We start from the raw sequence: 21,454 nt of genomic DNA, 5'->3' as shown, positions 1-21,454 counted from the left end.
ACAATGAGTTAATCCATTGTGACCGAAATCTGATTTTGTTGCATTTGTTTTTTTGCTAAACGTTTAGTGCGATCACGAATATCACCGGCTAATTGTCCACAAGCCGCATCAATATCATCACCACGGGTTTTACGCACAATAACCGTTAAGCCGTATTCCATTAATACTTTAGAAAAACGGTCAATTCTAGAATTAGAAGAGCGACCATATGGCGAACCAGGATAAGGATTAAACGGAATTAAGTTAATCTTACACGGCGTGTCTTTCATTAGCTTGGCTAATTCATGGGCTTGATCTGTACTGTCATTGATATGATCAAGCATCACGTATTCGACTGTAACACGTCCGCGGTTAGCATTGGACTTTTCTAGGTAACGACGAATCCCAGCTAAAAATTCTTCTAGCGGGTATTTCTTGTTTACCGGCACCAATACATCACGCAGCTCATCATTTGGCGCATGAATACTCACCGCTAAAGCCACATCGATCACGTCACCTAATTTGTCTAACGCAGGCACGACACCTGAAGTCGATAAGGTCACACGACGCTTAGACAGACTAAAACCAAAGTCATCTAACATGATGTCCATTGCAGGGATCACATTAGCTAAGTTTAATAGTGGCTCACCCATTCCCATCATAACAACGTTAGTGATTGGACGATCGCCAGTGTCTTTATGGAAACCTAAAAATTCTGATACACGCCATACTTGACCGATGATTTCAGCCACTGAGAGGTTACGGTTGAAGCCTTGCTGCCCTGTTGAGCAGAAAGTACATTCCAATGCACAGCCCACTTGTGATGATACACACAGGGTTGCACGGTCTTCTTCAGGGATGTAAACAGTCTCGACTTCTTGGCCTTGACCAACATTGATCGCAAACTTAATGGTCCCATCAGATGACTTTTGAAAGCTAGCAATCTCAGGGGCAACAATTTCACACTTTCGAGCTAACTTAGCGCGCAGTGCCTTGTTAATATTGTTCATTTCTTCGAAGTCGCTAACACCAAAGTGATAAAGCCATTTCATCAATTGATCGGCTCGGAACGGTTTTTCGCCCATTTCTGCGAATAGCGCTCTCATCGATTTTCGATCAAGATCCAATAAATTGATCTTTTTTTCACTCATGTTGTGTAACCTCAAAAAACCTAAAACTTGCTTGCGGGCGGCGAATTATACAGATCCTAACAAAATTTGGCTATAGAAGTAGCAACAAAGCTTAGAGACTATGCTAGAATTTCCTCGGACTAATATTGGTCTGCCATTTGGAGGTGTAATTCCACCTTTATGATAACCCTTATCATTATAGTATTTATCGCCATTGCAATCTCTTTTCTTTGTAGTGTATTTGAGGCGGTACTACTGTCTGTTACGCCTAGTTATATTGCCACTTTGGCTAAAACGAATCGTAAAGCTGCCGATCGGCTTAATAAACAGAAAGAAAACGTGGAATCACCACTGGTTTCTATCCTGACTCTCAACACCATTTCCCATACCGTAGGCGCAGCTGTTGCTGGTGCTCAAGCGGCAAAGGTCTTTGGCGATGAAATGCTAGGGGTATTTTCCGGGGTACTGACCTTTCTCATCTTATTTTTCTCAGAAATCATTCCTAAAACCTTAGGTGCAAACTATTGGCGTTCATTAGCGCCATCAGTGTCGCTAGTTTTAGTGTGGTTAGAGCGTATTACCAAACCACTAATCTGGATGTCTTCAAAAGTCACCAAATTAATGGGTAAAGGCGACGAAGGGCAGTATATTCGTCAAGAAATGAGTGCGATGGCCGAAATTGGGCGACAATCAGGTGAACTTGATAAACAAGAGTCTGCCATTTTAACGCAAATGTTATCGGTTAAAGAAATGCCCGTTTCAGCGATTATGACACCGCGAACCGTGATGTTTAAATTACCGGTGACTCTGACCCAAGGGCAATTTGTGCAGCAGTTTTTAGCTAAACCCTTTACCCGTATTCCTGTATATGAAGACGACCCTGATAATATTATTGGTTATGTTAACCGTAATAATATCATTCAAGCAGAACGTTACACCCAGAAAGAATCCATTGGTGTATTGAAGAAAAACCTGCTGGTTATTCCTGAAACCGCCAAGATTTTACCGATATTTGAATTGATGATTAAGCGAAATACTAAAATCGCTATGATTGTCGATGAGTATGGTTCTGGTGAAGGTATTGTCACCTTAGAAGATATTGTTGAGTCTTTACTGGGACTAGAAATTGTCGATTCAAACGATCCTGTCACCGATATGCAGCAATTAGCGCGTAAATTGTGGAGTAGCCGCATGAAGCATAAAGGCATTGTATTATCTGATGACGGTGAGTTTACCAAGCAATCTCAAACCCCACCGCAATAATACTCTAGCTTTATAGCTATAGATTTAAGGGAGCTTAAGCTCCCTTTTTAATTTAGTTAATATAACCACAGCCTTGGTTTAACGGCTATGCATTAGCAGCAACTAAAGTAAACAACGACTAAAGTAAACAGCTACAAAAATCAGTCACCCATTAAGTTCATTAAACGCCGGATCAGGAACAGCCTCCTTTTTCTGTATTAGAGTAAAAGATGCCCAATAACTATCGCCTTAGCCTTGCTCATATTAACGATACTCATTCTAATTTTGAGCCTAGCAGTGTTCAATTTTCCTTATCGGTCGAGCAACAGCATTATCACGTCAACACGAAAACAGGTGGCTACGCCCGTTTAGGCCATCAAATTGAATCAGCAAGGCAACAAGCTGCTCAACATAACCATGAGTTTTTGTTTTTGCATGGCGGCGATAGCTTTCAAGGCACCTTATATTTTAGAGAATTTCAAGGCGCGGCTAACGCGCACCTACTCAATATGCTCAAACCCGATGCTATGGTGTTAGGTAATCATGAAATAGATGCAGGTAATAGCCCAGTACTGGCTTTTTTAAATCGTATCGAATTTCCGGTGTTAGCTGGCAATATGGATCTCAGCCAAGAGTTAACCGATAAAGAAGGCCGCCTAAGTGGTCACCCTATGCTTTATGATTACGACAATCAGACCCAATGTGCCAAGGTGCTAGTTAAGCCGTTTTATGATACTCACATCGCCATTGTCGGGATTACGCTGGATCAGATGCCGCTGATTGCTCGCCCCGATCCTGATACCCATTTTATCAATGCCATTGACACGACGGCTAATACCATTGCCAGTCTGCAGCAGCAAGGCATACAGCATATTATTGTCCTCAGCCATTTAGGGCTAGATCAAGACCGAGAGTTAGCAGAAAAAGTATCTGGGATCAGCGTCATAGTTGGTGGGCACTCACATACCTTACAAGGTCAATTCGATGAACTAGGTCTTAGCCACACTCCCTATGCTGAGCGGGTAAATAACACCCCTATCATCCATGCCAGTAAATACGCTGAAGTCTTAGGCTTAGCTAATATCACTTTTGATCGCTCTGGCGCCTGTATTGCCATAAATGGTAATAACTACTTTATGATTGATGATGAATTAGAAGTGCTGTTTAATCCTAAGCAAGATAATCAGCTTACTAACCTCAATACTTTGCCCACAGAGCAGCAAATAAATAGCGTAAAAACCAAGCTTATCAGCCACCCTGCTATCCGTGGTGATCAGGCCTGTGAAAGCATTCATAACACTATAATGGAGCAATACCGCCCAGCGCTAAATGCGCTAGAAGAGCAAGTGCTTGCTTACATACCCCATGATTTCATACATACCCGTTTACCCAGTAAGCACTTTCCCCATGGCAGTGAAATTGCCCCTTGGGTTTGTAGAAGTATGTTTAAAGCCACTAAGCATTCAGGTGAAAAACTCGATTTTGCCTTACATAATGCCGGTGGCGTTCGGCAGTCATTAAATAAAGGCAGCTTATCAATGGCGGATGTATTAGGGCGGATTTTGCCTTTTGAGTTGCCATTAGTGAAATATCAAATTCAAGGCAAATACCTTTATGAAGTGCTGGAGTCGGCCATTAATGCCGCCACCAATAATGGGGTAACTGGCACTGGCGCTGGTAGCTTCCCCTACACTTATGGTATCCGCTATTTCTATGATGGCACCTTAGCGATGCATCAACGTATTACCTCCGTTGAGTTATATCAAGACGGTTTATGGTCGGCAATTGATCCTGAAAAGCTCTATATTGGGGTGTCTTCGGCCTATACCGCCTTAGGTAAAGAAGGTTATGACGCATTACTAAAAGCCCATTGGCAACAAGACTTAGATACCATGACGTTACCTGAAGCCTTTGTTGATTTTGTTACCCAGCATGGAAACTTAATCGAAAACCCATTACAGCCTAATGTTTACTATATTAGTCACAGGTAATGTTGAGTTTAAATTTTGCCTTGTGTAGTAATTTAGTATTCACAAATCTGCCGCGGATCACAGACCCTGTGTGCGCTTCATGATTTAATAAACTATCTTTATGTAGATTCATGACCTGAATCATTGCAAAATTTAGCCTAATCAAATAGGGAACGTATTCATGAAAGCAAAACTGATCAAATTAGCTGCAGCAGCCACATTAGCATTAGGCGTATCATCAGCATGGGCTGCTGGTATTATGCACCAAGGTGAAGTAGTAGAAACGATGAACAGCGGTGGTTACACCTATGTTCAAGTTAAAGCAGAAGATAAAACTTTTTGGGCTGCTGGCCCACAAGTTGCGCTCACTAAAGGTGACACTGTGATCATGAATGAGCAAATGTGGATGCAAGATTTCACCAGCAGCACATTAAACAAAACCTTTGATAAATTATTATTTGTTGGCAAAATCGAGAAAAAATAACTCGCTTTAGCAATAAATACCCCATAATCGGCTAATTCTCATTAGCCGATTTTTTATCTGATATCAAGCAGCCATGACTCAAGCAGCGCAATATTCAATTATCACCTTCAGGCCTGCTTTTGCTCAGCAAGTCAGTGAGCTAGTTCATCAAAGTGTTCGACAAATCTCACACCGACGATACTCTCAAGCCCAGTTAGCCGCATGGTCAACTAAACCGCGCTCAGCAAAACATTGGCAATTACGGCTGACGCGATCGCAATCTTGGTTAATGCTGGCAACAAACAAAGCCGATACTTTAGCAAGTCAGCAGCCAAAGGTTATTGGGGTTATCAATGTCGAAACCCATTTTAAAAGCCGCGGTTATATTGATAGTTTGTATATCGCCCCCGCCTATCAGCAACAAGGGCTAGCATGTCAGCTTTATGAAACCTTAGAAAAGTGGGCTCTCAGCCAAGGCTACGCAGAATTGAATGTTGATGCGTCATACTTATCAAAAGCATTTTTCATCAAGCAAGGGTTTACACTGATCCAGCCAAGCTACCAAATCAGTCAACAGCAGGTGATTAATAGTTTCTATTTAAGCAAGCCGCTCACTTAAATCTTAATCCTCAGCAGCACAAGGCAAGATATCAACTGATAAAGACAAGTCTTACAAACACGTTAACCAGTGGATTTACTTTGTTAATAACGGCTGCAGCATCTGCTCTAAACCATTAAGTTTTACTTCATACATCAATGCCAATTGCTCGCCTAACTTCCCCTCAGGAAAACCTTTACTATGAAACCACACCAGGTATGGCTCGGGTAATTCCAGTAACTTTCGTCCAGCATATTTACCAAATGGCATGGTTTGGTTAATGGCTTCTAATAATAATTTCTCATTCATAGTGTCAAAGTCTTTTTGTTCAGGAGATTTAGTTAACAATAGCAATATAACATTTTGGAATAGCGATAAATACAAAAGCAAAGTTTAGTTATAGATAAGAGTCATTTACATTTAGCGGTTGGCAACACTAGCCACTTTTCTGGTCATTGATTTATTAAATAATCAACTTAAGTAATTCAATTTATTGATAAATTCTAGTGCATACCTCATAAGGTTAACACAGTCAAAAAATCGCCATTAGCCGCTATTTTGTCAAAAAACAAACGCCTGTCAAAGCCACTAAAACCGTCAATTTATAGCACATTGACGACCAAGTCATAGCAACATAAAGTTAATAACAAGTACAACATAAAGCGTCAACGAAAAATCAACCTTTTATAACCAAGCGAATCAATAATGATTGACAATCCAATGGCGTTATACCACATCAGGAGATGTTTTGATGATTATCTTAGTCGGTGGTGAAAAAGGCGGTAGTGGTAAAAGCTGCTTAGCCCAAAATATCGCAGTATTTCTCGCTAAAGAAGCCACAGCCAGTATTATCATGGTCGATTGCGACCCGCAAAGAACCACATCAGATTGGATCCAAGCGCGCAATAACAACCCTGAATTACCAGCAATAAATTGCGTCCAATTGTACGGAAAAATCCGTAACGACTTACTCAGTCTTGAGAAACATTATGATTATGTACTCGTTGACTGCGGCGGCCAAGACAATTTAGCCCTGCGCGCTACATTATCAGTGGCCTCTCACGCCTTAATGCCCCTAAGACCCAAGCGTAGAGACCTAAAAACGGTCAGTCACATGGATGATATTGTCGCTACCTGCAAAATGATTAATCCCACCATGAAAGCCTCTTTTGTGGTAACTCAGTGTCCAAGTTTGCCTAACCAAGCAGGTCGAATACTCGAAGCTAAAGAGGTATGTAAAACTTACGATATTAACGTGCTTGATGCGATTACTTACAGCCGAAATATTTATGACGACAGTGAAGAGTCTGGCTTGTCAGTCATTGAAATAGACCCCAATGGAAAAGCCGCGGTTGAAATCCGTAATATTGCTTGTGAATTGCTAGAAGTAAGCGATGCCAAACAGCTAATCAGGCAGCGAAATAATAACGATAATGTAACGCAATTAGGGGGAAGTTATGGGCCTGGCCGATCTGAAGAAAACCGTTACGCCATGTAGTACGCCTTTTTTGCCGCAAATGTCAGTTGATGACTTTATTGAGGCAGCAAATCTTTACGCTATGGGCAAACCACAGCAGTCGAGCGCCTGTAAAAATGCAGATTCAAACCAACAGGCGATGCAGCAACTATGGGAATTAACCACCCAAGCTGAAGCGAATGAACCCATAAATGAAAAACCTAAACCATTTAGACGGGCAACATTTACCTTAAGTGAAGCGGCAATTGAGCAATTAAACAGCTTAAGTCAAAGCAGCCAATCGGCAAAGTCAAAGTTAATTAGAATATTGATTAAACAGCATTTTTCATTATCACTTGAAGAACAACAGCAAATAGAGCAACGACTGCAAATACGTTAAATCAACTATAAAAATAAACTCCCTCCCCTTCTTTCTGGCAGCAACCTTGGTTGTTTGCCAGTTTTTTTGTCTCAATAAAAATCAGCCACTTGAATTTGGCGCAAATTCACCCAATAACATAATGACAAGCTAATATAATCTGGGAGAGCTGAATGTTTGCAGTGTTTTTACTTGTCACCGTTGCGGTAACTGCCATCGCGTTGATTATGACTAAGTCTCAACGCACTGAAAAGCGCAGGCAACAGCTTATGACAAGGCCTTTCCCTAAAGCATGGCGGCAAATCCTTAAGCGTCGCTTACCCTATTTTCATGCATTGCCCACAGATCTGCAGCTACAACTAAAAAAGTTAATCCAGATTTTTATTGATGAAAAACAATTTGTCGGCTGTGATGGCTTCAACATTACCGACGAAGTAAGAGTGACCATTGCCGCGCAAGCCTGCTTGTTATTACTCAATCGAAAAACCAATTTTTACCCCAAGTTAAAACAAATTTTAGTGTATCCCTATGCGTTTATTGTTGAGAAAAATAACACCGACTTTGCCGGCGTATCCTCTAATGAACGTAATGTGTTACTGGGAGAGTCCTGGGGTAATGGCAAGATCATCTTGTCGTGGAAAAGTACTTTGGACGGCGCTGCAGCGCCATTTGATGGTCAAAATGTGGTTATTCATGAGTTTGCTCATCAGCTAGATCAGGAAAACGGCAATGCCAATGGCGCACCGCCATTAAAAGAGTTCACCGATTATGCCACTTGGTCAGCAACACTCGGTCGTGAGTTTAAAGCGCTGCAATATTGTGCCCAGCATCAATTACCCTCGCTGTTTAACTACTATGGTGCGACCAATCCTGCTGAGTTTTTTGCCGTCATTAGTGAAACCTTTTTCGAGAAACCGTTAGCGTTTTACCAACAGCATCAATTGCTTTATAAAGAACTGAGTCAGTTTTATCAGCTAGACCCAATCAATTGGCATTAAGATCAGCATTTAGCAGACAAGGAATTTTCATGCACAAAGCCATCTTAAGATTATTATTAACCACTAGTTTATGTTTAATGTCTTCTTTACCCCTAGCAGCTCAAGAGGCACTCTCTGACGAGTCAAAGCAACAAGCTAATAGCATTCTCGACCAACTACACCAAAATGCCAGCCAGGCGAACTGGGACAGTTACTTTTCGCTATATCACCAGCAAGCGGTGTTTTTAGGCACTGATGCCACAGAGCGCTGGGATATGCAACAATTTGCCGGTTATGCCAGACCTACAGATGGTTGGCATTATGAAGTCAGCTCACGCCAGCTACTGCAGTTTGATAACACCATTGTTTTTGATGAATTACTTGAAAGCGCCAGTTATGGTCTATGTCGCGGTACAGGTGCACTACAATTAACTGATGATGGCTGGAAAATTATTCAATATCATTTAAGTATTGCAGTGCCTAACGACAATGCCAAAGCCGTGGCGCAGTTGATAGGCGCAAAGAAACAAGCTAAATAACCTCTATCGATAAGTTAATATTGATTAAAAACCTAAGCCAGCAACTTAGCTACGCTGGCTTTGCTTACTTGAGCGCTTAAGCCAAACAATCGATTAGTTTCTCAAGATATGAGTTTAACGAGCTATCAGTCAAAAAAGTCCATAAGCAAAAGAATACAGCAACAAAACTCCCCCCTATTAGTGTCTATGTTATTTACTCTAGCATTAGGTGCCTTCGATAATGACTCACTAATCCTTTAGCCGCTTTGGATTGATATTAATCAATAACATAACTAGAAGGTTTAACTGAATCAGCTGTGATTTCGCTATAAATTTTAAGCAAAAAAAACGGCTCATAAGAGCCGCAACACAAGCAAATGGTTGAAAACTTACTGGGTAGGAAGTAAAAATCCTCGCATTAAGAACGACAACTAGCTTGCGCTAAAATTCCAAATACTGGATAAAACCCGATGTAGCCTGTAGGTGAACTACATCGGGGGACATCAGCTGCATGGCAGCTAAACTGTTACAGAAGTGGTATTAAAACAGCTCTTCTTCGGTAAAGCCGGTCAATGCCGTCACTGAAGATTAACCGCCTTGAATACAGCTTGTCACTTGGTCAAAGTAACCTGTGCCCACTTCTTGTTGATGCGACACGAATCTATAACCTTTCTCAGCCGCTATAAATTAAACTTTTGTAATACGTCTACTGAATTTAAGCTGTTAATAACTCATAACCCGGTAGTGTTAAGAAATCGACCAACTCATCAGAGGTGGTAATTTCCTCAAACAGACTGGCCGCTTTAGTAAACTGACCACTGGTAAACCTTTGCTGCCCTAGCTCTTGCTCGACATTAATTAGCTCTTCAGCCAGCATGGTTTTGAATAAGTCTTTAGTGACTAACTTGCCATTAGAAAGTGACTTTTCATGTTGGATCCACTGCCAGATCGAGGTGCGTGAGATTTCTGCTGTAGCGGCATCTTCCATCAATCCGTAGATAGGAACGCAACCATTACCTTGGATCCACGCTTCGATATATTGCACTGCGATACGAATGTTTAAACGCATGCCCGCTTCGGTACGTTCACCATCACAAGGTGTCAGCAGCTCTTCGGCTAATATCGGTGCATCGACATCACGGGTAATGTGCAACTGGTTAGTTCCGGCGCCAATATAATCATTGAAAATCGCCATGGCGGTATCGGCTAAACCAGGGTGTGCCACCCAAGTACCGTCATGTCCATTACGCGCTTCAAGCTCTTTATCACCTTTTACTTTTTGCAAAATAATTTCATTTTCTTCGGCTGTTTTAGCCGGAATTAATGCTGCCATGCCGCCCATAGCTAATGCGCCACGCTTGTGACAGGTTTTAATCAGTAGACGTGAATAAGCACTTAAAAAAGGCGTATCCATAGTGACTGCTTGGCGATCTGGTAAAACACGGTCAGCATGTTTGTTCAAGGTTTTGATATAGCTGAAAATGTAATCCCAGCGGCCACAATTTAATGCCACAATATTTGAACGTAGTTCATATAAAATCTCGTCCATTTCGAATACTGCCGGCAGCGTTTCAATTAGGCAGGTACATTTTATTGTGCCTGGCTTTAAACAAAAACGTTCTTCAACGAATGCGAACACTTTTGCCCACCAGCGCGCTTCAACATGACTTTCAAGCTTAGGAAGATAAAAGTAAGGGCCGCTGCCATTAGCTAATAATTGATGGTAGTTGTGATAAAAATACATCGCGAAGTCGAACAGACCACCTGGAATAGACTCGCCCTTGAACTCAACGTGCTTTTCTTTAAGGTGTAATCCACGTACTCGACAGATAAGTACTGCAGGATCTTCATCTAAACTGTAATGTTTGCCTGTTGCCTCAGCAGTAAAGCTAATATCGCCTCGCACTGCATCACGTAAGTTAATTTGACCTTGAACGACTTTTTCCCAGCTTGGTGCTAGTGAGTCTTCAAAATCTGCCATGAATACTTTTACGTTGGCATTCAGCGCATTAATAATCATTTTGCGATCTACGGGGCCAGTAATTTCAACTCTACGGTCAGTAAGATCTTCAGGTATCCCTCTAATCGCCCACTCACCATCTCGAATAGCGCGGGTTTCAGGTAAGAAGCCAGGTAATTGACCATCATCAATGCGTTGCTGCTTTAATTTTCGCTGTGATAGCAACTCAGGAACTTCAGCAGCAAAAGCACCACATAAACTAGCCAATAATGACAGTGAGCCATCATTGAAGATAACCTCTTGGCCAGGGACTTCTGGGCCAATCAAAGCAAGCTCTGAGCTTGTTGGTAAATCAGTTTCAGCACTTGGCTGTGATTTAGCATATTTAGCCATTAGTTGTTCTGCTGTCATATTTAGCCCCTTGAGCAATAATTCGTTTTTAAAAGTTAAATGGTGGTCAGTAAGCGTATTTATCTGTACACCTCTATCAGTGTTTATAAACAGACAACTTACTTCCACATATCTAAAAACAAACCCTGCTACTTTTTAACCATCAAATGTTTGTTTCGTACTAAAACCTAACCAGAAACGTTTGCATTTGCAACAACCAAATAACATCCTCAACAAGCCAAACAGCAACCTAATAATTGGTAACACCAACAGCAAAAACACAACAAGACACTGATTTAAAACAGATAAAAATTAAAACAACATTTAATTGGTTTTAGTTGGTAACTTGTCCAACCAATTTACCAACAGCACAAAAAGGTAATTACACAAGTACTTTAATTACATATCGCAAATAATTATGTACAGCCTTAAGGCAGTTTTCTACTAAAGTAGAAATAGCATTTTGTTTTGAACATACCCTGAAGTAAAGCCATTAAAATAATTAAAATCATTGAGTTATAATATGCTTAATCACAACCAAATTTAAACAACTGTTTTAATTTGACGTTTACGTAAACAAAATAGGCTGTATAGAATATATACTCTAGACTGGTGGAGTTGTAACCGGATCAACATCACAAAAGTTATTGGTTTAGTCGAAAAAAAATGCATCTTTTTTTATAAAAAGTTAAAAACAGTCACAATTTAAAGCATTTTTGCACTAAGGAAGGTCAAAGCTTGCAAATACAGAAGCCATATTGGTGCAGATAAAAACGCCCAAAGCAGGTAGCTATGATAAATAAACCACTTTATTTCGACCTTCAGATTTTGCTTTATATAAGGCTGTATCTGCACGGTTAATGATGGGATCAAGGCTTAGATCATCTGCCGTTATTTGGCTAACCCCAAAACTTGCGGTAATTGTAAATTGATGACCAGAAAAACGAGTATCAATCGACTCAATATCAAATCGTATTTTTTTCGCTAACTCAACTGCTAATTCAATTGTGGTAAAAGGCATAAAAATAGCAAACTCTTCACCACCCATTCGACTGACGATATCTGTACTACGGGTATTCGCCGTTATCACCTCAGCAACCTTTTTCAGTGCCCAATCCCCAGTGCCGTGGCCAAAGGTGTCGTTAATCTGTTTAAAAAAGTCTAAATCAATCACTATAACGCTATATTGTCCGCCACGGGCAAGCACTTGGACAAATTCATCTTCGGCTTTTTCTTCGCCAGTACCACGATTTAACAAGCCGGTGAGTAAATCAATTTGAGCTTGTTTACGAAATTGATTTCTTTGCATCCATGCGGTGGCAAGCAACAAACTCAAAAATGCTACCGTGCCCGTCAAGACGGTAGAAAACATAAACGAAGCGCTTTTTTCGTTATTCATAATGCTGCGCTCTTTCGCTAGCATTTCTTGATCTTGTGCCAGTTTATTTAACTGGCGAGTCTTTTCTGCATTATCGAATTTTGCAACTTGGTATGCCGTTTCTTTGACCTTTTTATCATTAATTAACAGCATCCCTATGGCATGGGCTTGCACATGATATTGATAAGCAACTTTAAATTGACCACGTTTACTGGCCACCATTGAAAGCACATTATAAGCACGCTGCTTAGCCTTATAATTATTAGGCTCGTTAGTCAGTTTATCGACCAATTCGGCATACTCAACCGCCTGTTGAAATTGTTGTAACTGAAAATAAACTTCACTTAAATAAGCGTAAATATTATTAATTTCTAACTCAAAATTAAACGGTTGATAAGCTGCTAACGCTTTAAGAAATAACACTTCTGCGGTTTGATAATGATGGTGTTCAAACTCAACTATAGCCTTGCCTTTAATGGCCATAGCTGCAATTAACGGGAAATTATTTTGCTGACAATAATCTTGGGTATCTGCAAATAATTGTAATTGTTCTAGATAAGGGATTTGGTTCAATGATAATTGCGCTGCAGATGTCAGTACCATGGCATAGCAATGGGATTTGCTATCTTGGCCTTTATTTAACATAAAAACAATCTTCGAAAGCCTAAGTACCTCGTCATATTTATCTAAATCTAGATAGGTATTCATTAGCCTGACATAGGAACTGATTTTAATCGAGTTATCTTGAAAGCTGTCAATGCGTGCTAGGCTTTTCTCCAGTAGGCTAAAAGCATCTTCATAGCGCTTTAAAGGAATACTAGCAGAAATTTTATAAGCATAAATATTCGTTAATTGCTCATCGTTCGGGTTGAGTAATAGAGTCTTATCTAAAGTCTGTAAGGCACTTTCATATTTTCCGGCAAGAATAAGCCGTACCGACTCAAAAATATAAAGCCTTATTTTTTGCGCTCGACTTAGACTATCAAACAAACCAAACAGTTCATTAATGCTGGCGCTAGAGGTATCAATATCTTTAAGTATTGATACATCTAGCAGATCTAATTTTTGGTCAATATCGTCAGCGCTGACGTCATCGGCACTCACTGCTGCGCAGAAAATGAATAACGTGGAGCAAAGTAACCGATTAAGCGCTTTTAGCATGAGGCTAAGATTACGATAAGTGATGGACGAGTAAAATTGATTTCAGTTCAACATCACCCACCAAGGATTTAACTTGCGCCATATCCCCTGACATCACAGCGTCAATGTCTTTATCTGATAAACCATTGGCCTGCATAACGCCGCGAGGATCTTTCTTATAAGCCTCTAACAACTTGGCATCTGAGCTTAATTGAGTAAAAAACTCGGTTAAATTTGACATGTTATTTCCTTATTTGTCTTCAAGGTTGTTATCACTATTGATTAGTACAGCTATCAAGCGCGGTTATTGTCCACAATAACCCGTATTCTGTTAACCAATATCATTGGCATTAATCCCTAATTTTTTCATCATCAGCTGATTTAACTTCAGCGGCATTGAAGGTGGGATTAATAAAGTACTGATCATACTTAACGGCGCAAACGGCAAATCCTTTAAAGGAATTTGGTCAATTCTTGGAGATTGAATTGGCAAGTTTGCCGCTTCATATATAATAACTTGGTGATCAAGTGGGTACCATTGGCTTAAGTGATCAACCAAAACCTCCAAGCGGTGTTGATCAGTACTAAACTCGGTCAAAGTATGCTCACCAGCCAAAGCGATTTGCCATAATAGCAAGTAAGTCGCAGGATCTGGATGATGCTGGTAAAGCATAAATTGTGTTGCTTCAAAGCTTTGATGACCATTAGAGCCGGGGTCAATGCCTAAATCTGCCCACAAACATGCTTCAGCGGAAATACCCGGCAGCATATTCGCCTCATAGCCTTCGTTAACCGCTTGCTTAATGGCTAAATGAGATACACAAGAAAATACCCCAGGGTGACCATATAAGGCTACCACCACCAGCTTATCCTGACGAACTTGCTGCAAAATCGCCTCAACCATCTCAGCATAGCTGTCGCGGCGATTCTTCACTTCACCCTCTTGAGCATAATGGCACTGTAATGAGATATGATTGCCATTTAAGCTTTCAAGCCAACGGTTAGCAAAACCATCGGGCACAATAGAAAATACAATATCTGCATTCTCAATATAACTTTGACTTAATTTACTGATATGGCCGGCAAGTTGCAGTCCCGTCCCTACAAAAACTAAACGTCCAGTCTCACCCGGTTCAACTCTTGTTAATGACATTGTGCTCAATTTTTTCAAAAAAAGGTTAAGAGTTTTCTGCACTAAATGCCCTAGCATTACCATGGCGGCACACGGCATTTAAAAATAACTCCAGTTACTATCAAACTTATATAAATAGCAGCGCTATTACCACCTCTTTTAAACATTTGCACAACATATTTAGCGCCAATAAAATCATCATTGGTCAAATTTGGGGAACTAACTGAGTCACTAATGAGTCATAACCGTCATTGAAGTAGTAATGAAGTATCAATAGCCACTTGTCAGCATAGGGAAGCCTTGGGTATGATGGCGTCAGATTTTTAGGAAATAGCGCAGACAATGATAAATAAAAAACAAAGTCTTACCCTTTTAGGCGCCGTTGCGCTTTCTGTATCACTAAGTGCATGTAGCGTTTTTGACTACTTAATTTACAAGCCAGATATACCGCAAGGTAACTACATGGAGTTACAGCAAGTTGAAAAACTGCGTATCGACATGACTAAAGAGCAGGCTGAATACATCTTAGGTCGCCCAGTGTTGCGTGATAGTTTCGCAGACAATATTTGGTATTACGTTTATCACTTTAAAAGTGGCCGTAACGCTAAAGTGACTCATAAAGAACTTATTTTATACTTTGATGGCGACTTACTCACCAAAGTTGAAGGCGACTATGAACTCAGTGATGACTTTAATACGCCTTTAAACGAAGGGGCATTGCCAACAGTGTCAGCCCCAGTTGTTGCACCATTACTACCTGAGCAAGAACCTAAAGCGATGAGGGGCGATATTCACCCACTTGTTGAAGAAGAGCGCTTAGAAACTGAAAATGATGTACCGCAGCAAGATGAGCAGTAATGAAAAACAGATTTAAGCAATAAAAATAAAAACGGAGAGAATGTTTCATTCTCTCCGTTTTTATTTATGTAATAGCAGTAATACATGACCGCTTTTAGTTCAAATCAGTTAACTTTTGCACCCGTTATCTTATTGCTGCGGCCTTCTTCTTTGGCTTTTTCAGCACGCTTGCGACGCACATCTTTAGGATCTGCAATTAATGGCCGATATATTTCTATTCGTTGACCGGACACCAATACTTCATCATGCTTGACCTGACGGCTAAACACCCCTAGCTTCACCTTGGCTAAATCAATTTCTGGAAAAAAGCTGACAATATTGCTTTGCTTTACCGCCTCAATAAATGTGGTGCCAGGCAGCACATTCACGCTAATAATTTTTTGCTGAGTCGGTAGCGCATAAATCACATCCACCGCAAATGTTTCAACATCATTTGTCATTGTAAATCACCTTGGCTCTTTCAGTGAATGCCGTCACCATTGAATTCATCAGATCTTTAAACACTTTGCCAAAGGCCAAATCAGCTAATGGATTTGAAAAATCGAAATTTAAATCAAATTCAACTTTACAGGCATCGTCCGTTAACTCGGTAAAGCGCCATAAACCGTCTAAATGTTTAAAAGGGCCATTCTCAAGCCTTAACTCAATCGTTTTACCTGGCACCACTTGGTTACGAGTGGTGAAGGTTTTACGGATCCCAGCTTTAGAGACATCAACCGACGCCACCATAGTTTGTCCATCAAACTCCAGCACTTTCCCACCCACACAGCCGGGTAAAAATGCATGATATGACTCCACATCATTAACCAGATCATACATCTGCATTGCACTAAATCGAACCAGTACACTTTTTGAAATTTTTGGCATGAAAAACAACACTCATATTAACAATGAGTCGATTTTAACATGCTCCCAAGAAAACGCATCCATTACAGCTTGATGAATGTACTCGCATCTTTAAGCCGTTTGGGTATAATCCACAGATTAGTTTTCTCTCTCCCCCATCTCTGCCACACGTCAACGAGTAAGCAGAGTTTTTAAATGGGATAACAGCGGGTATCACACGCGATTATGGTAAAAAAGAATTCAAAAAAATCAAAGAATCCGCCCGCTACGATTACACGTAATAAGCGCGCCACCTTTGAATTTAAAATCGAAGAAAAAGTCGAAGCCGGTTTAGAGCTTCAAGGCTGGGAAGTAAAATCTTTGCGTATGGGTAAAGTGACCCTCGCAGATTGCTACGTTTTTATTAAAAACGGTGAAGCCTTTATGCATGGCTGTACCATTCAGCCACTTAACACTGCAACCACCCATGTAGTTTGCGACCCAGTGCGTACTAAAAAGCTGTTATTAAAGCGCAGTGAAATTGATAAACTTGAAGGCTTAATTGAGCGTCAAGGCTACACCTTAGTGCCATTGTCACTTTACTGGCGCAAAAGCGCTTGGGTAAAGGTGGAAATAGGACTCGGTAAAGGTAAAAAAGATCACGATAAACGCCAAGACACTAAAGAACGTGAGTGGAAAGTTGAACAATCTCGAGTAATGAAGAAGTCGAGACTGGACGGATAATGAACAAACGATTGTAACTGTGGTCAAATACATTAGGTATTTTAGTATTTACCCGATACAATCAACAAACTTTGGGGGCGATTCTGGATTCGACAGGATTCACGAAACCCTGGGAGCATGTCGAGGGGCGGTTGGCCTCGTAAAAAGCCGCACTGTTATAGTTGCTAACGACTCTAACTACTCTCTAGCAGCTTAGGCTAGCTAGCCATCTTACCCACGTCTCTCAAATGGGCAGGGATTCAAGATGGTCATATTACATTTGATAGCGAGGGAACTCCGTCCGAGGGTGAACCGCGAAATAGTATCGGACTCGCCAATTGCAATCCTGTCTTTCGGAGTGTACTTGGTTAACCAAAAGAGAGACTAAACATGTAGCGCCTTGGATGTAGGCTTTCTGGACGCGGGTTCAAATCCCGCCGCCTCCACCAAATTCTAAAAGGGCTTAACCGCAAGGTTAAGCCCTTTTTCTTTGGCTAGTTCAAACAACTTTTATCAATCCCAATCAATAACTTTCTCGATTCCAATGAGGCGGTGGCAACTGAACTGCCGGCCATAAAAAAACCTGCACTTGGCAGGTTTTTATCAAACTCAATTAAAAAGCGATTTAGTTTTGCTTTCTAACAAACTTTGATTTGAGCATCATTTGGCCGTGACCATCAACTTTACAGTCAATATCATGGTCAGCATCAACAAAACGTTTGATAACCGCTTTAGTACCAACTTTAAGCACTAATGAAGAACCTTTTACTTTAAGGTCTTTAATCAGCGTCACTTTGTCTTCTTCTGCAAGTAGGTTACCTACTGCATCTTTTAGGATGATTGCATCTGGATCAACGATTTCTTCGTTTGGGTTCCATTCATGAGCACATTCTGGACAAACTAGTTGTGAGCCATCTTCGTATACGTAGGCTGATTCACATTTTGGACATGGTGGGATATTGCTCATGGTGAGTTCTCTTTAAATGAATGATTGTCTGCCTTTAAGTGGCTTAAATAGCACTTTTATTGCAGAAACAGATAGCGGTTATTATACGCAAAATAAGCTATATCTGCTAGACAGCTTATTTGCTGAGCTTCACAAATTAGCACCTTGATGTGAGACTGAACTGGCCAAGGTGTTATTTTTCATACAAGTGTGTTAAACATGTTACATCAGTTATTTTAAGCCCAAACTCTGGCCTCATAAGGGCTTGCGATCATTGGTGATTTTTCCGAACACTGTTTAAGGCATTTTTTATACTGCTATTTGTTGACCTCTGTGAAATTGCAGCTCATATTGCTTACCAAAGGCTAAGTAATATAGTCATCTGTAGTTACTTTTTTAAGATACAAGGTCGTGTCTGTGAGTATAGTTGCTCATTATTTACATAAATGGAAAATGAGGCTGGGCATTTTGGTTGCACTAGTCTGTTTGTGGCCGATTCAAACTTGGCTAATTAATGCAATGACTACAGATGCGTTAAGCCCTTATCGCATCACGCTAACCTTGCCGCTCTCTGACGCCCTCAATCAAGATTATGGTCTTAGCCCTGATGCTAAAGTGAATAAGGTTTTTGTCAGTGGCAGTTTTTCTGACTGGTATAGTGACGACCCTTATTATCAAATGCAGCAAGTCTCTGCTAACCAGTGGCAATATGATCTTTCCATTCATCCCGGTGACATTGAATATAAACTGGTGCTGCATCTCGATGGACAGCCGACACCGATTTGGATTTTAGACCCGAATACCCCTAACACAGCCAGTAACCCTTGGGGTGATACCAACTCTGTGTTACACGTGTTTGACTGGCCCAAGATTGCCACCACAGTGCAGCTATTTACTCTATCGATTGTGGGGGCATTTTTACTATTTTGTGTATTAGAGCCTTTTTTATATTGGTTACTGCATTTAAAAATGCCCTTTCACCGTAAACTGATGATCAGCAACATGTTGATCCTTATTTGTGTACAAGTGGTGTTTTTTGGCTATCAACTGCATCAAAGCCGCCAATTGATAAAGCTTTCGGTTAGTGACACCTTGCATAACATGCACTTACTGCTAGCCAGTGAACAAATTGATTTTGACAACATAGCAAGCCAGCAACAACAAATCTCAGCGACCATTGAGCGTTTTTTTTCTCAAGCGACTACCCGCATCGATAAAAAACAAAACAGCTTATTTCAAATTACCTTGTCTGATTTTGCGGTGCTGGATAAAAACGGCCAATTAGTCAGTTTGCATCACCGCCGTCAGAATGAAACCATCCAACAAGATAGAGCCTCAAAACTTGGCTTTGCTAGCTCTGAAGATTACTTTATGAAGGGCTTATGGGCGCAATTAATTCCCAAGGCACAACAACAAGCGCTTACTGGGCAATTACAGGTAAAAAAACGCCCACGTAATATGCGTAAAATAGAAACCGCCCGTACCCAACAAGCTGAATGGGTACTAGGTTTTAGCCAGTTGATGCAGCCTATTGTCTACCGAGGTCAATTAAAAGGCTTTTATGGTGCGTCGATTCAAGTAAAGCTTTATGGCACTGAACTATTAAATATACTGTTTTTTCAGTTGTTGCTTTTGCTGGGGCTGATTGCTGTCGCTAGCTGGTTGTTTATGCGCGTCGGTAAAATTGTCACCAAAGACATTCTAATACTGACCAGTTGGACCCAAAGAATCGTTAAGGGTAATTTAAACCAAAAACTTTACATAAATAGCCAAGATGAAATTCAACAACTGGCCGAAGACTTCGAATTAATGCGTCAGTCCTTGGTCACCAGTTTTAATAAAATTGAGCAGCAAAATACTAATCTGTATACCGAGGCTTATTTTAATAATCTTACAGGCTTGCCTAACCGCAAAAAGCTTTACGCAGATTTAGCAGGCAAAACTGCGCACTCTTTAATTGCCTTTAACATTAATCAGTTTGGCCAAATAAATGATTTTTACGGGGTAAAAACTGGCGATGCGACTATCAAAGTTATTGCCAAGCGGATCGTCGCTGCCGCTAGTCAGCACACGGTTTACAAAACCGGCGCTAACGAGTTTGTCGTCACCCTTAGCAATCAAGTTGAAGATCTGCACTTACAACAACTAGCAGAAGCCATTATTGATGATGTCACTCAACATGCCATCACCATAGATGGCAACGAGGTATATGTTAACCTCAGCGCCGGTGGAGCCCACTGTATTGATAGTAATTACTCACAACTGCATCAACATGCTGATTTAGCCAGAAGAATTGCCCTTAAACAGTTTCAGCGTTATCAGTTGTTTTCCTTATCAATGGTCAACCCACAAGCTTTTGAACACAACATGCAGCAAAGCCGTATGTTGGCGCTGGCAATACAAAATGATGCCGTAGTGCCCTTTGTACAATTAATCCAGCCACTGGATGGCAATAGCGCCCCGAAATTTGAATGTTTAATGCGAATAAAACAAGCTGATGGCGATTATTTAACGCCTGCAATGTTTATGAAAACCGCCGTGCAATCGCGTATTTACCCATTATTGATGCAGAGTATGCTAACAAAATCTTTTGCATTATTTCATCTACAGCCCTACGAGTTTTCAGTCAATATCTCTATCGATGATATTGCCCTACCTGAACAAGTGAATCAGCTGCTTAATTTACTGAAGCAATACTCTGGGGTGGCGCAAAGATTAACCTTTGAATTACTTGAAAGTGATGAGATCACCAACTACCAATTAGTAAAAGACTTCATTGCAAAAGTAAAACCTTTTGGCTGTAAAATAGCCATTGATGACTTTGGAGCTGGTTATTCTAACTTTAGTCATTTACTCAGCTTAGATGTGGATATCATTAAGATTGATGGCTCGCTTATCCGTCACCTAGATCATGATAAAAAAGCCCAACATTTAGTTGAAACCGTATCTGAGTTTGCTCGCAAAATGCATATTCAAACCGTGGCTGAATTTGTGGATTCTGACAAGGTGCTAAATATGGTCAAGCACTACCAAATTGATTACGCCCAAGGCTATTTACTGGGTAAACCCCAGCCAACAATTGAGGCAGCATTAGGCTTACCGCGCCCAGTAAAAAAACAGCTGACAAATAGCGTTATTGAGCCAGTATTTAGTTAACCCTCAGCACTATCTGCAAGCACTAATCACTAAGGAGTTAGGAGTTAGAAGTAAGTGCTAATCACTAACAAAAAATACCGCTACTCAGTTGCGGTATGTTGTCACTCACCAAGCCGGCTCAATCAGCGATGAGCTGTGTTTTTATGAGTCTGGTTGCAATTAAACTCGCTCAGACAACATGGCATCAGATTAGTGTGAAACACAAAACCGTGGCCATTAAATAAAACTAGGGCG

General features: G+C 40.7%; 20 protein-coding genes and 1 other RNA gene. 12 read left to right on the top strand and 9 right to left on the bottom strand.

What is annotated here, in order from left to right:
- Positions 1-8: 8 nt before the first annotated feature.
- Positions 9-1,130 (bottom strand): bifunctional tRNA (adenosine(37)-C2)-methyltransferase TrmG/ribosomal RNA large subunit methyltransferase RlmN, encoded by a 1,122-nt coding sequence (locus BCU94_RS18700; protein ID WP_076542685.1) that lies wholly within the window; start codon positions 1,128-1,130, stop codon positions 9-11.
- Between the two features lie 159 nt (positions 1,131-1,289).
- Here BCU94_RS18700 and BCU94_RS18695 point away from each other — a divergent pair, with 159 nt between their 5' ends.
- The 4 genes from BCU94_RS18695 to BCU94_RS18680 all read left to right on the top strand — a co-directional run bounded on the left by BCU94_RS18695 (position 1,290) and on the right by BCU94_RS18680 (position 5,403).
- On the top strand, positions 1,290-2,372 hold the full coding sequence (locus BCU94_RS18695; RefSeq protein ID WP_102440593.1) for a hemolysin family protein: 1,083 nt from the start codon (positions 1,290-1,292) through the stop codon (positions 2,370-2,372).
- Between the two features lie 209 nt (positions 2,373-2,581).
- Positions 2,582-4,342, top strand: a complete 1,761-nt coding sequence (locus BCU94_RS18690; protein ID WP_102440594.1) for a bifunctional metallophosphatase/5'-nucleotidase — start codon at positions 2,582-2,584, stop codon at positions 4,340-4,342.
- 160 nt (positions 4,343-4,502) lie between these two features.
- Positions 4,503-4,805, top strand: coding sequence for an NrfJ (locus BCU94_RS18685; protein ID WP_102477208.1), 303 nt, complete (start codon positions 4,503-4,505; stop codon positions 4,803-4,805).
- Between the two features lie 73 nt (positions 4,806-4,878).
- The gene (locus BCU94_RS18680) at positions 4,879-5,403 is read left to right on the top strand and encodes a GNAT family N-acetyltransferase (protein WP_102477207.1); all 525 of its coding nucleotides are present in this window, start codon (positions 4,879-4,881) and stop codon (positions 5,401-5,403) included.
- Positions 5,404-5,478: 75 nt separating this feature from the next.
- On the opposite strand, the gene BCU94_RS18675 is transcribed toward BCU94_RS18680, so the two are convergent.
- Entirely contained in the window at positions 5,479-5,691 is a 213-nt protein-coding gene (locus tag BCU94_RS18675) for a DUF3820 family protein (RefSeq protein WP_102440597.1), read from the bottom strand.
- 442 nt (positions 5,692-6,133) lie between these two features.
- Between BCU94_RS18675 and BCU94_RS18670 the strand changes: the two genes are divergently transcribed.
- From BCU94_RS18670 to BCU94_RS18655, 4 genes are all read left to right on the top strand, one after another.
- A complete protein-coding gene (locus BCU94_RS18670) occupies positions 6,134-6,880 on the top strand; it encodes an AAA family ATPase (protein ID WP_076542673.1) in 747 nt (248 codons plus the stop codon).
- Complete coding sequence (locus tag BCU94_RS18665; protein WP_133149809.1) at positions 6,840-7,238, top strand: CopG family transcriptional regulator; 399 nt, start codon at positions 6,840-6,842, stop codon at positions 7,236-7,238. The genes BCU94_RS18670 and BCU94_RS18665 overlap by 41 nt, the downstream gene beginning before the upstream one ends.
- 152 nt (positions 7,239-7,390) lie before the next feature.
- A complete protein-coding gene (locus BCU94_RS18660) occupies positions 7,391-8,215 on the top strand; it encodes a M90 family metallopeptidase (protein ID WP_102477205.1) in 825 nt (274 codons plus the stop codon).
- A gap of 29 nt (positions 8,216-8,244) precedes the next feature.
- Entirely contained in the window at positions 8,245-8,733 is a 489-nt protein-coding gene (locus BCU94_RS18655) for a nuclear transport factor 2 family protein (RefSeq protein ID WP_102440600.1), read from the top strand.
- A gap of 694 nt (positions 8,734-9,427) precedes the next feature.
- On the opposite strand, the gene aceB is transcribed toward BCU94_RS18655, so the two are convergent.
- The 4 genes from aceB to BCU94_RS18635 all read right to left on the bottom strand — a co-directional run bounded on the left by aceB (position 9,428) and on the right by BCU94_RS18635 (position 14,733).
- Complete coding sequence (aceB, locus tag BCU94_RS18650; protein WP_102440609.1) at positions 9,428-11,065, bottom strand: malate synthase A; 1,638 nt, start codon at positions 11,063-11,065, stop codon at positions 9,428-9,430.
- Between the two features lie 787 nt (positions 11,066-11,852).
- Positions 11,853-13,544 carry a GGDEF domain-containing protein gene (locus BCU94_RS18645; RefSeq protein ID WP_157936469.1) on the bottom strand — a complete coding sequence of 564 codons (1,692 nt, stop codon included), beginning with the start codon at positions 13,542-13,544 and terminating at the stop codon, positions 11,853-11,855.
- Positions 13,545-13,611: 67 nt separating this feature from the next.
- On the bottom strand, positions 13,612-13,821 hold the full coding sequence (locus BCU94_RS18640) for a hypothetical protein (protein ID WP_102477204.1): 210 nt from the start codon (positions 13,819-13,821) through the stop codon (positions 13,612-13,614).
- Between the two features lie 90 nt (positions 13,822-13,911).
- Positions 13,912-14,733, bottom strand: a complete 822-nt coding sequence (locus BCU94_RS18635) for an SAM-dependent methyltransferase (protein WP_102477226.1) — start codon at positions 14,731-14,733, stop codon at positions 13,912-13,914.
- Positions 14,734-15,054: 321 nt separating this feature from the next.
- Here BCU94_RS18635 and bamE point away from each other — a divergent pair, with 321 nt between their 5' ends.
- Positions 15,055-15,570: an outer membrane protein assembly factor BamE gene (gene bamE / locus BCU94_RS18630; protein ID WP_102440603.1), complete on the top strand. Its 516-nt coding sequence runs from the start codon at positions 15,055-15,057 to the stop codon at positions 15,568-15,570.
- A gap of 104 nt (positions 15,571-15,674) precedes the next feature.
- Here bamE and BCU94_RS18625 read toward each other — a convergent pair whose 3' ends face one another.
- Together BCU94_RS18625 and BCU94_RS18620 are read right to left on the bottom strand one after the other, a co-directional pair.
- Entirely contained in the window at positions 15,675-16,010 is a 336-nt protein-coding gene (locus BCU94_RS18625) for an RnfH family protein (protein WP_102440492.1), read from the bottom strand.
- On the bottom strand, positions 16,000-16,437 hold the full coding sequence (locus BCU94_RS18620; protein ID WP_102440491.1) for a type II toxin-antitoxin system RatA family toxin: 438 nt from the start codon (positions 16,435-16,437) through the stop codon (positions 16,000-16,002). The genes BCU94_RS18625 and BCU94_RS18620 overlap by 11 nt, the downstream gene beginning before the upstream one ends.
- Before the next feature lie 204 nt (positions 16,438-16,641).
- Here BCU94_RS18620 and smpB point away from each other — a divergent pair, with 204 nt between their 5' ends.
- On the top strand, positions 16,642-17,139 hold the full coding sequence (smpB, locus tag BCU94_RS18615; protein WP_076542647.1) for an SsrA-binding protein SmpB: 498 nt from the start codon (positions 16,642-16,644) through the stop codon (positions 17,137-17,139).
- A gap of 73 nt (positions 17,140-17,212) precedes the next feature.
- Positions 17,213-17,567, top strand: a transfer-messenger RNA (tmRNA) gene (gene ssrA, locus BCU94_RS18610).
- 176 nt (positions 17,568-17,743) lie between these two features.
- Here ssrA and BCU94_RS18605 read toward each other — a convergent pair.
- Positions 17,744-18,085, bottom strand: coding sequence for a zinc ribbon domain-containing protein YjdM (locus BCU94_RS18605; RefSeq protein ID WP_076542642.1), 342 nt, complete (start codon positions 18,083-18,085; stop codon positions 17,744-17,746).
- 396 nt (positions 18,086-18,481) lie between these two features.
- Between BCU94_RS18605 and BCU94_RS18600 the strand changes: the two genes are divergently transcribed.
- On the top strand, positions 18,482-21,220 hold the full coding sequence (locus BCU94_RS18600; RefSeq protein WP_133126442.1) for an EAL domain-containing protein: 2,739 nt from the start codon (positions 18,482-18,484) through the stop codon (positions 21,218-21,220).
- The last annotated feature ends 234 nt before the right edge of the window (positions 21,221-21,454 follow it).

Origin of the sequence: Shewanella sp. 10N.286.52.C2 (assembly GCF_002874545.1) — a bacterium.
Taxonomy (GTDB): domain Bacteria; phylum Pseudomonadota; class Gammaproteobacteria; order Enterobacterales; family Shewanellaceae; genus Shewanella.
Note: the sequence above shows the minus strand (reverse complement) of the source record. Positions and strands in the feature narration are given on the sequence as shown.

What these genes read in the sequence shown, in the direction of transcription:
- BCU94_RS18670 (WP_076542673.1), top strand. Translation starts at nt 6,134, where the DNA reads ATGATTATCTTAGTCGGTGGTGAAAAAGGCGGTAGTGGTAAAAGCTGC.
- BCU94_RS18690 (WP_102440594.1), top strand. Translation starts at nt 2,582, where the DNA reads ATGCCCAATAACTATCGCCTTAGCCTTGCTCATATTAACGATACTCAT.
- bamE (WP_102440603.1), top strand. Translation starts at nt 15,055, where the DNA reads ATGATAAATAAAAAACAAAGTCTTACCCTTTTAGGCGCCGTTGCGCTT.
- BCU94_RS18605 (WP_076542642.1), bottom strand. Translation starts at nt 18,085, where the DNA reads ATGAGCAATATCCCACCATGTCCAAAATGTGAATCAGCCTACGTATAC.
- aceB (WP_102440609.1), bottom strand. Translation starts at nt 11,065, where the DNA reads ATGGCTAAATATGCTAAATCACAGCCAAGTGCTGAAACTGATTTACCA.
- BCU94_RS18665 (WP_133149809.1), top strand. Translation starts at nt 6,840, where the DNA reads ATGGGCCTGGCCGATCTGAAGAAAACCGTTACGCCATGTAGTACGCCT.
- BCU94_RS18700 (WP_076542685.1), bottom strand. Translation starts at nt 1,130, where the DNA reads ATGAGTGAAAAAAAGATCAATTTATTGGATCTTGATCGAAAATCGATG.
- BCU94_RS18680 (WP_102477207.1), top strand. Translation starts at nt 4,879, where the DNA reads ATGACTCAAGCAGCGCAATATTCAATTATCACCTTCAGGCCTGCTTTT.
- BCU94_RS18675 (WP_102440597.1), bottom strand. Translation starts at nt 5,691, where the DNA reads ATGAATGAGAAATTATTATTAGAAGCCATTAACCAAACCATGCCATTT.
- BCU94_RS18655 (WP_102440600.1), top strand. Translation starts at nt 8,245, where the DNA reads ATGCACAAAGCCATCTTAAGATTATTATTAACCACTAGTTTATGTTTA.
- BCU94_RS18685 (WP_102477208.1), top strand. Translation starts at nt 4,503, where the DNA reads ATGAAAGCAAAACTGATCAAATTAGCTGCAGCAGCCACATTAGCATTA.
- BCU94_RS18640 (WP_102477204.1), bottom strand. Translation starts at nt 13,821, where the DNA reads ATGTCAAATTTAACCGAGTTTTTTACTCAATTAAGCTCAGATGCCAAG.
- BCU94_RS18660 (WP_102477205.1), top strand. Translation starts at nt 7,391, where the DNA reads ATGTTTGCAGTGTTTTTACTTGTCACCGTTGCGGTAACTGCCATCGCG.
- smpB (WP_076542647.1), top strand. Translation starts at nt 16,642, where the DNA reads ATGGTAAAAAAGAATTCAAAAAAATCAAAGAATCCGCCCGCTACGATT.
- BCU94_RS18635 (WP_102477226.1), bottom strand. Translation starts at nt 14,733, where the DNA reads ATGTCATTAACAAGAGTTGAACCGGGTGAGACTGGACGTTTAGTTTTT.
- BCU94_RS18625 (WP_102440492.1), bottom strand. Translation starts at nt 16,010, where the DNA reads ATGACAAATGATGTTGAAACATTTGCGGTGGATGTGATTTATGCGCTA.
- BCU94_RS18620 (WP_102440491.1), bottom strand. Translation starts at nt 16,437, where the DNA reads ATGCCAAAAATTTCAAAAAGTGTACTGGTTCGATTTAGTGCAATGCAG.
- BCU94_RS18695 (WP_102440593.1), top strand. Translation starts at nt 1,290, where the DNA reads ATGATAACCCTTATCATTATAGTATTTATCGCCATTGCAATCTCTTTT.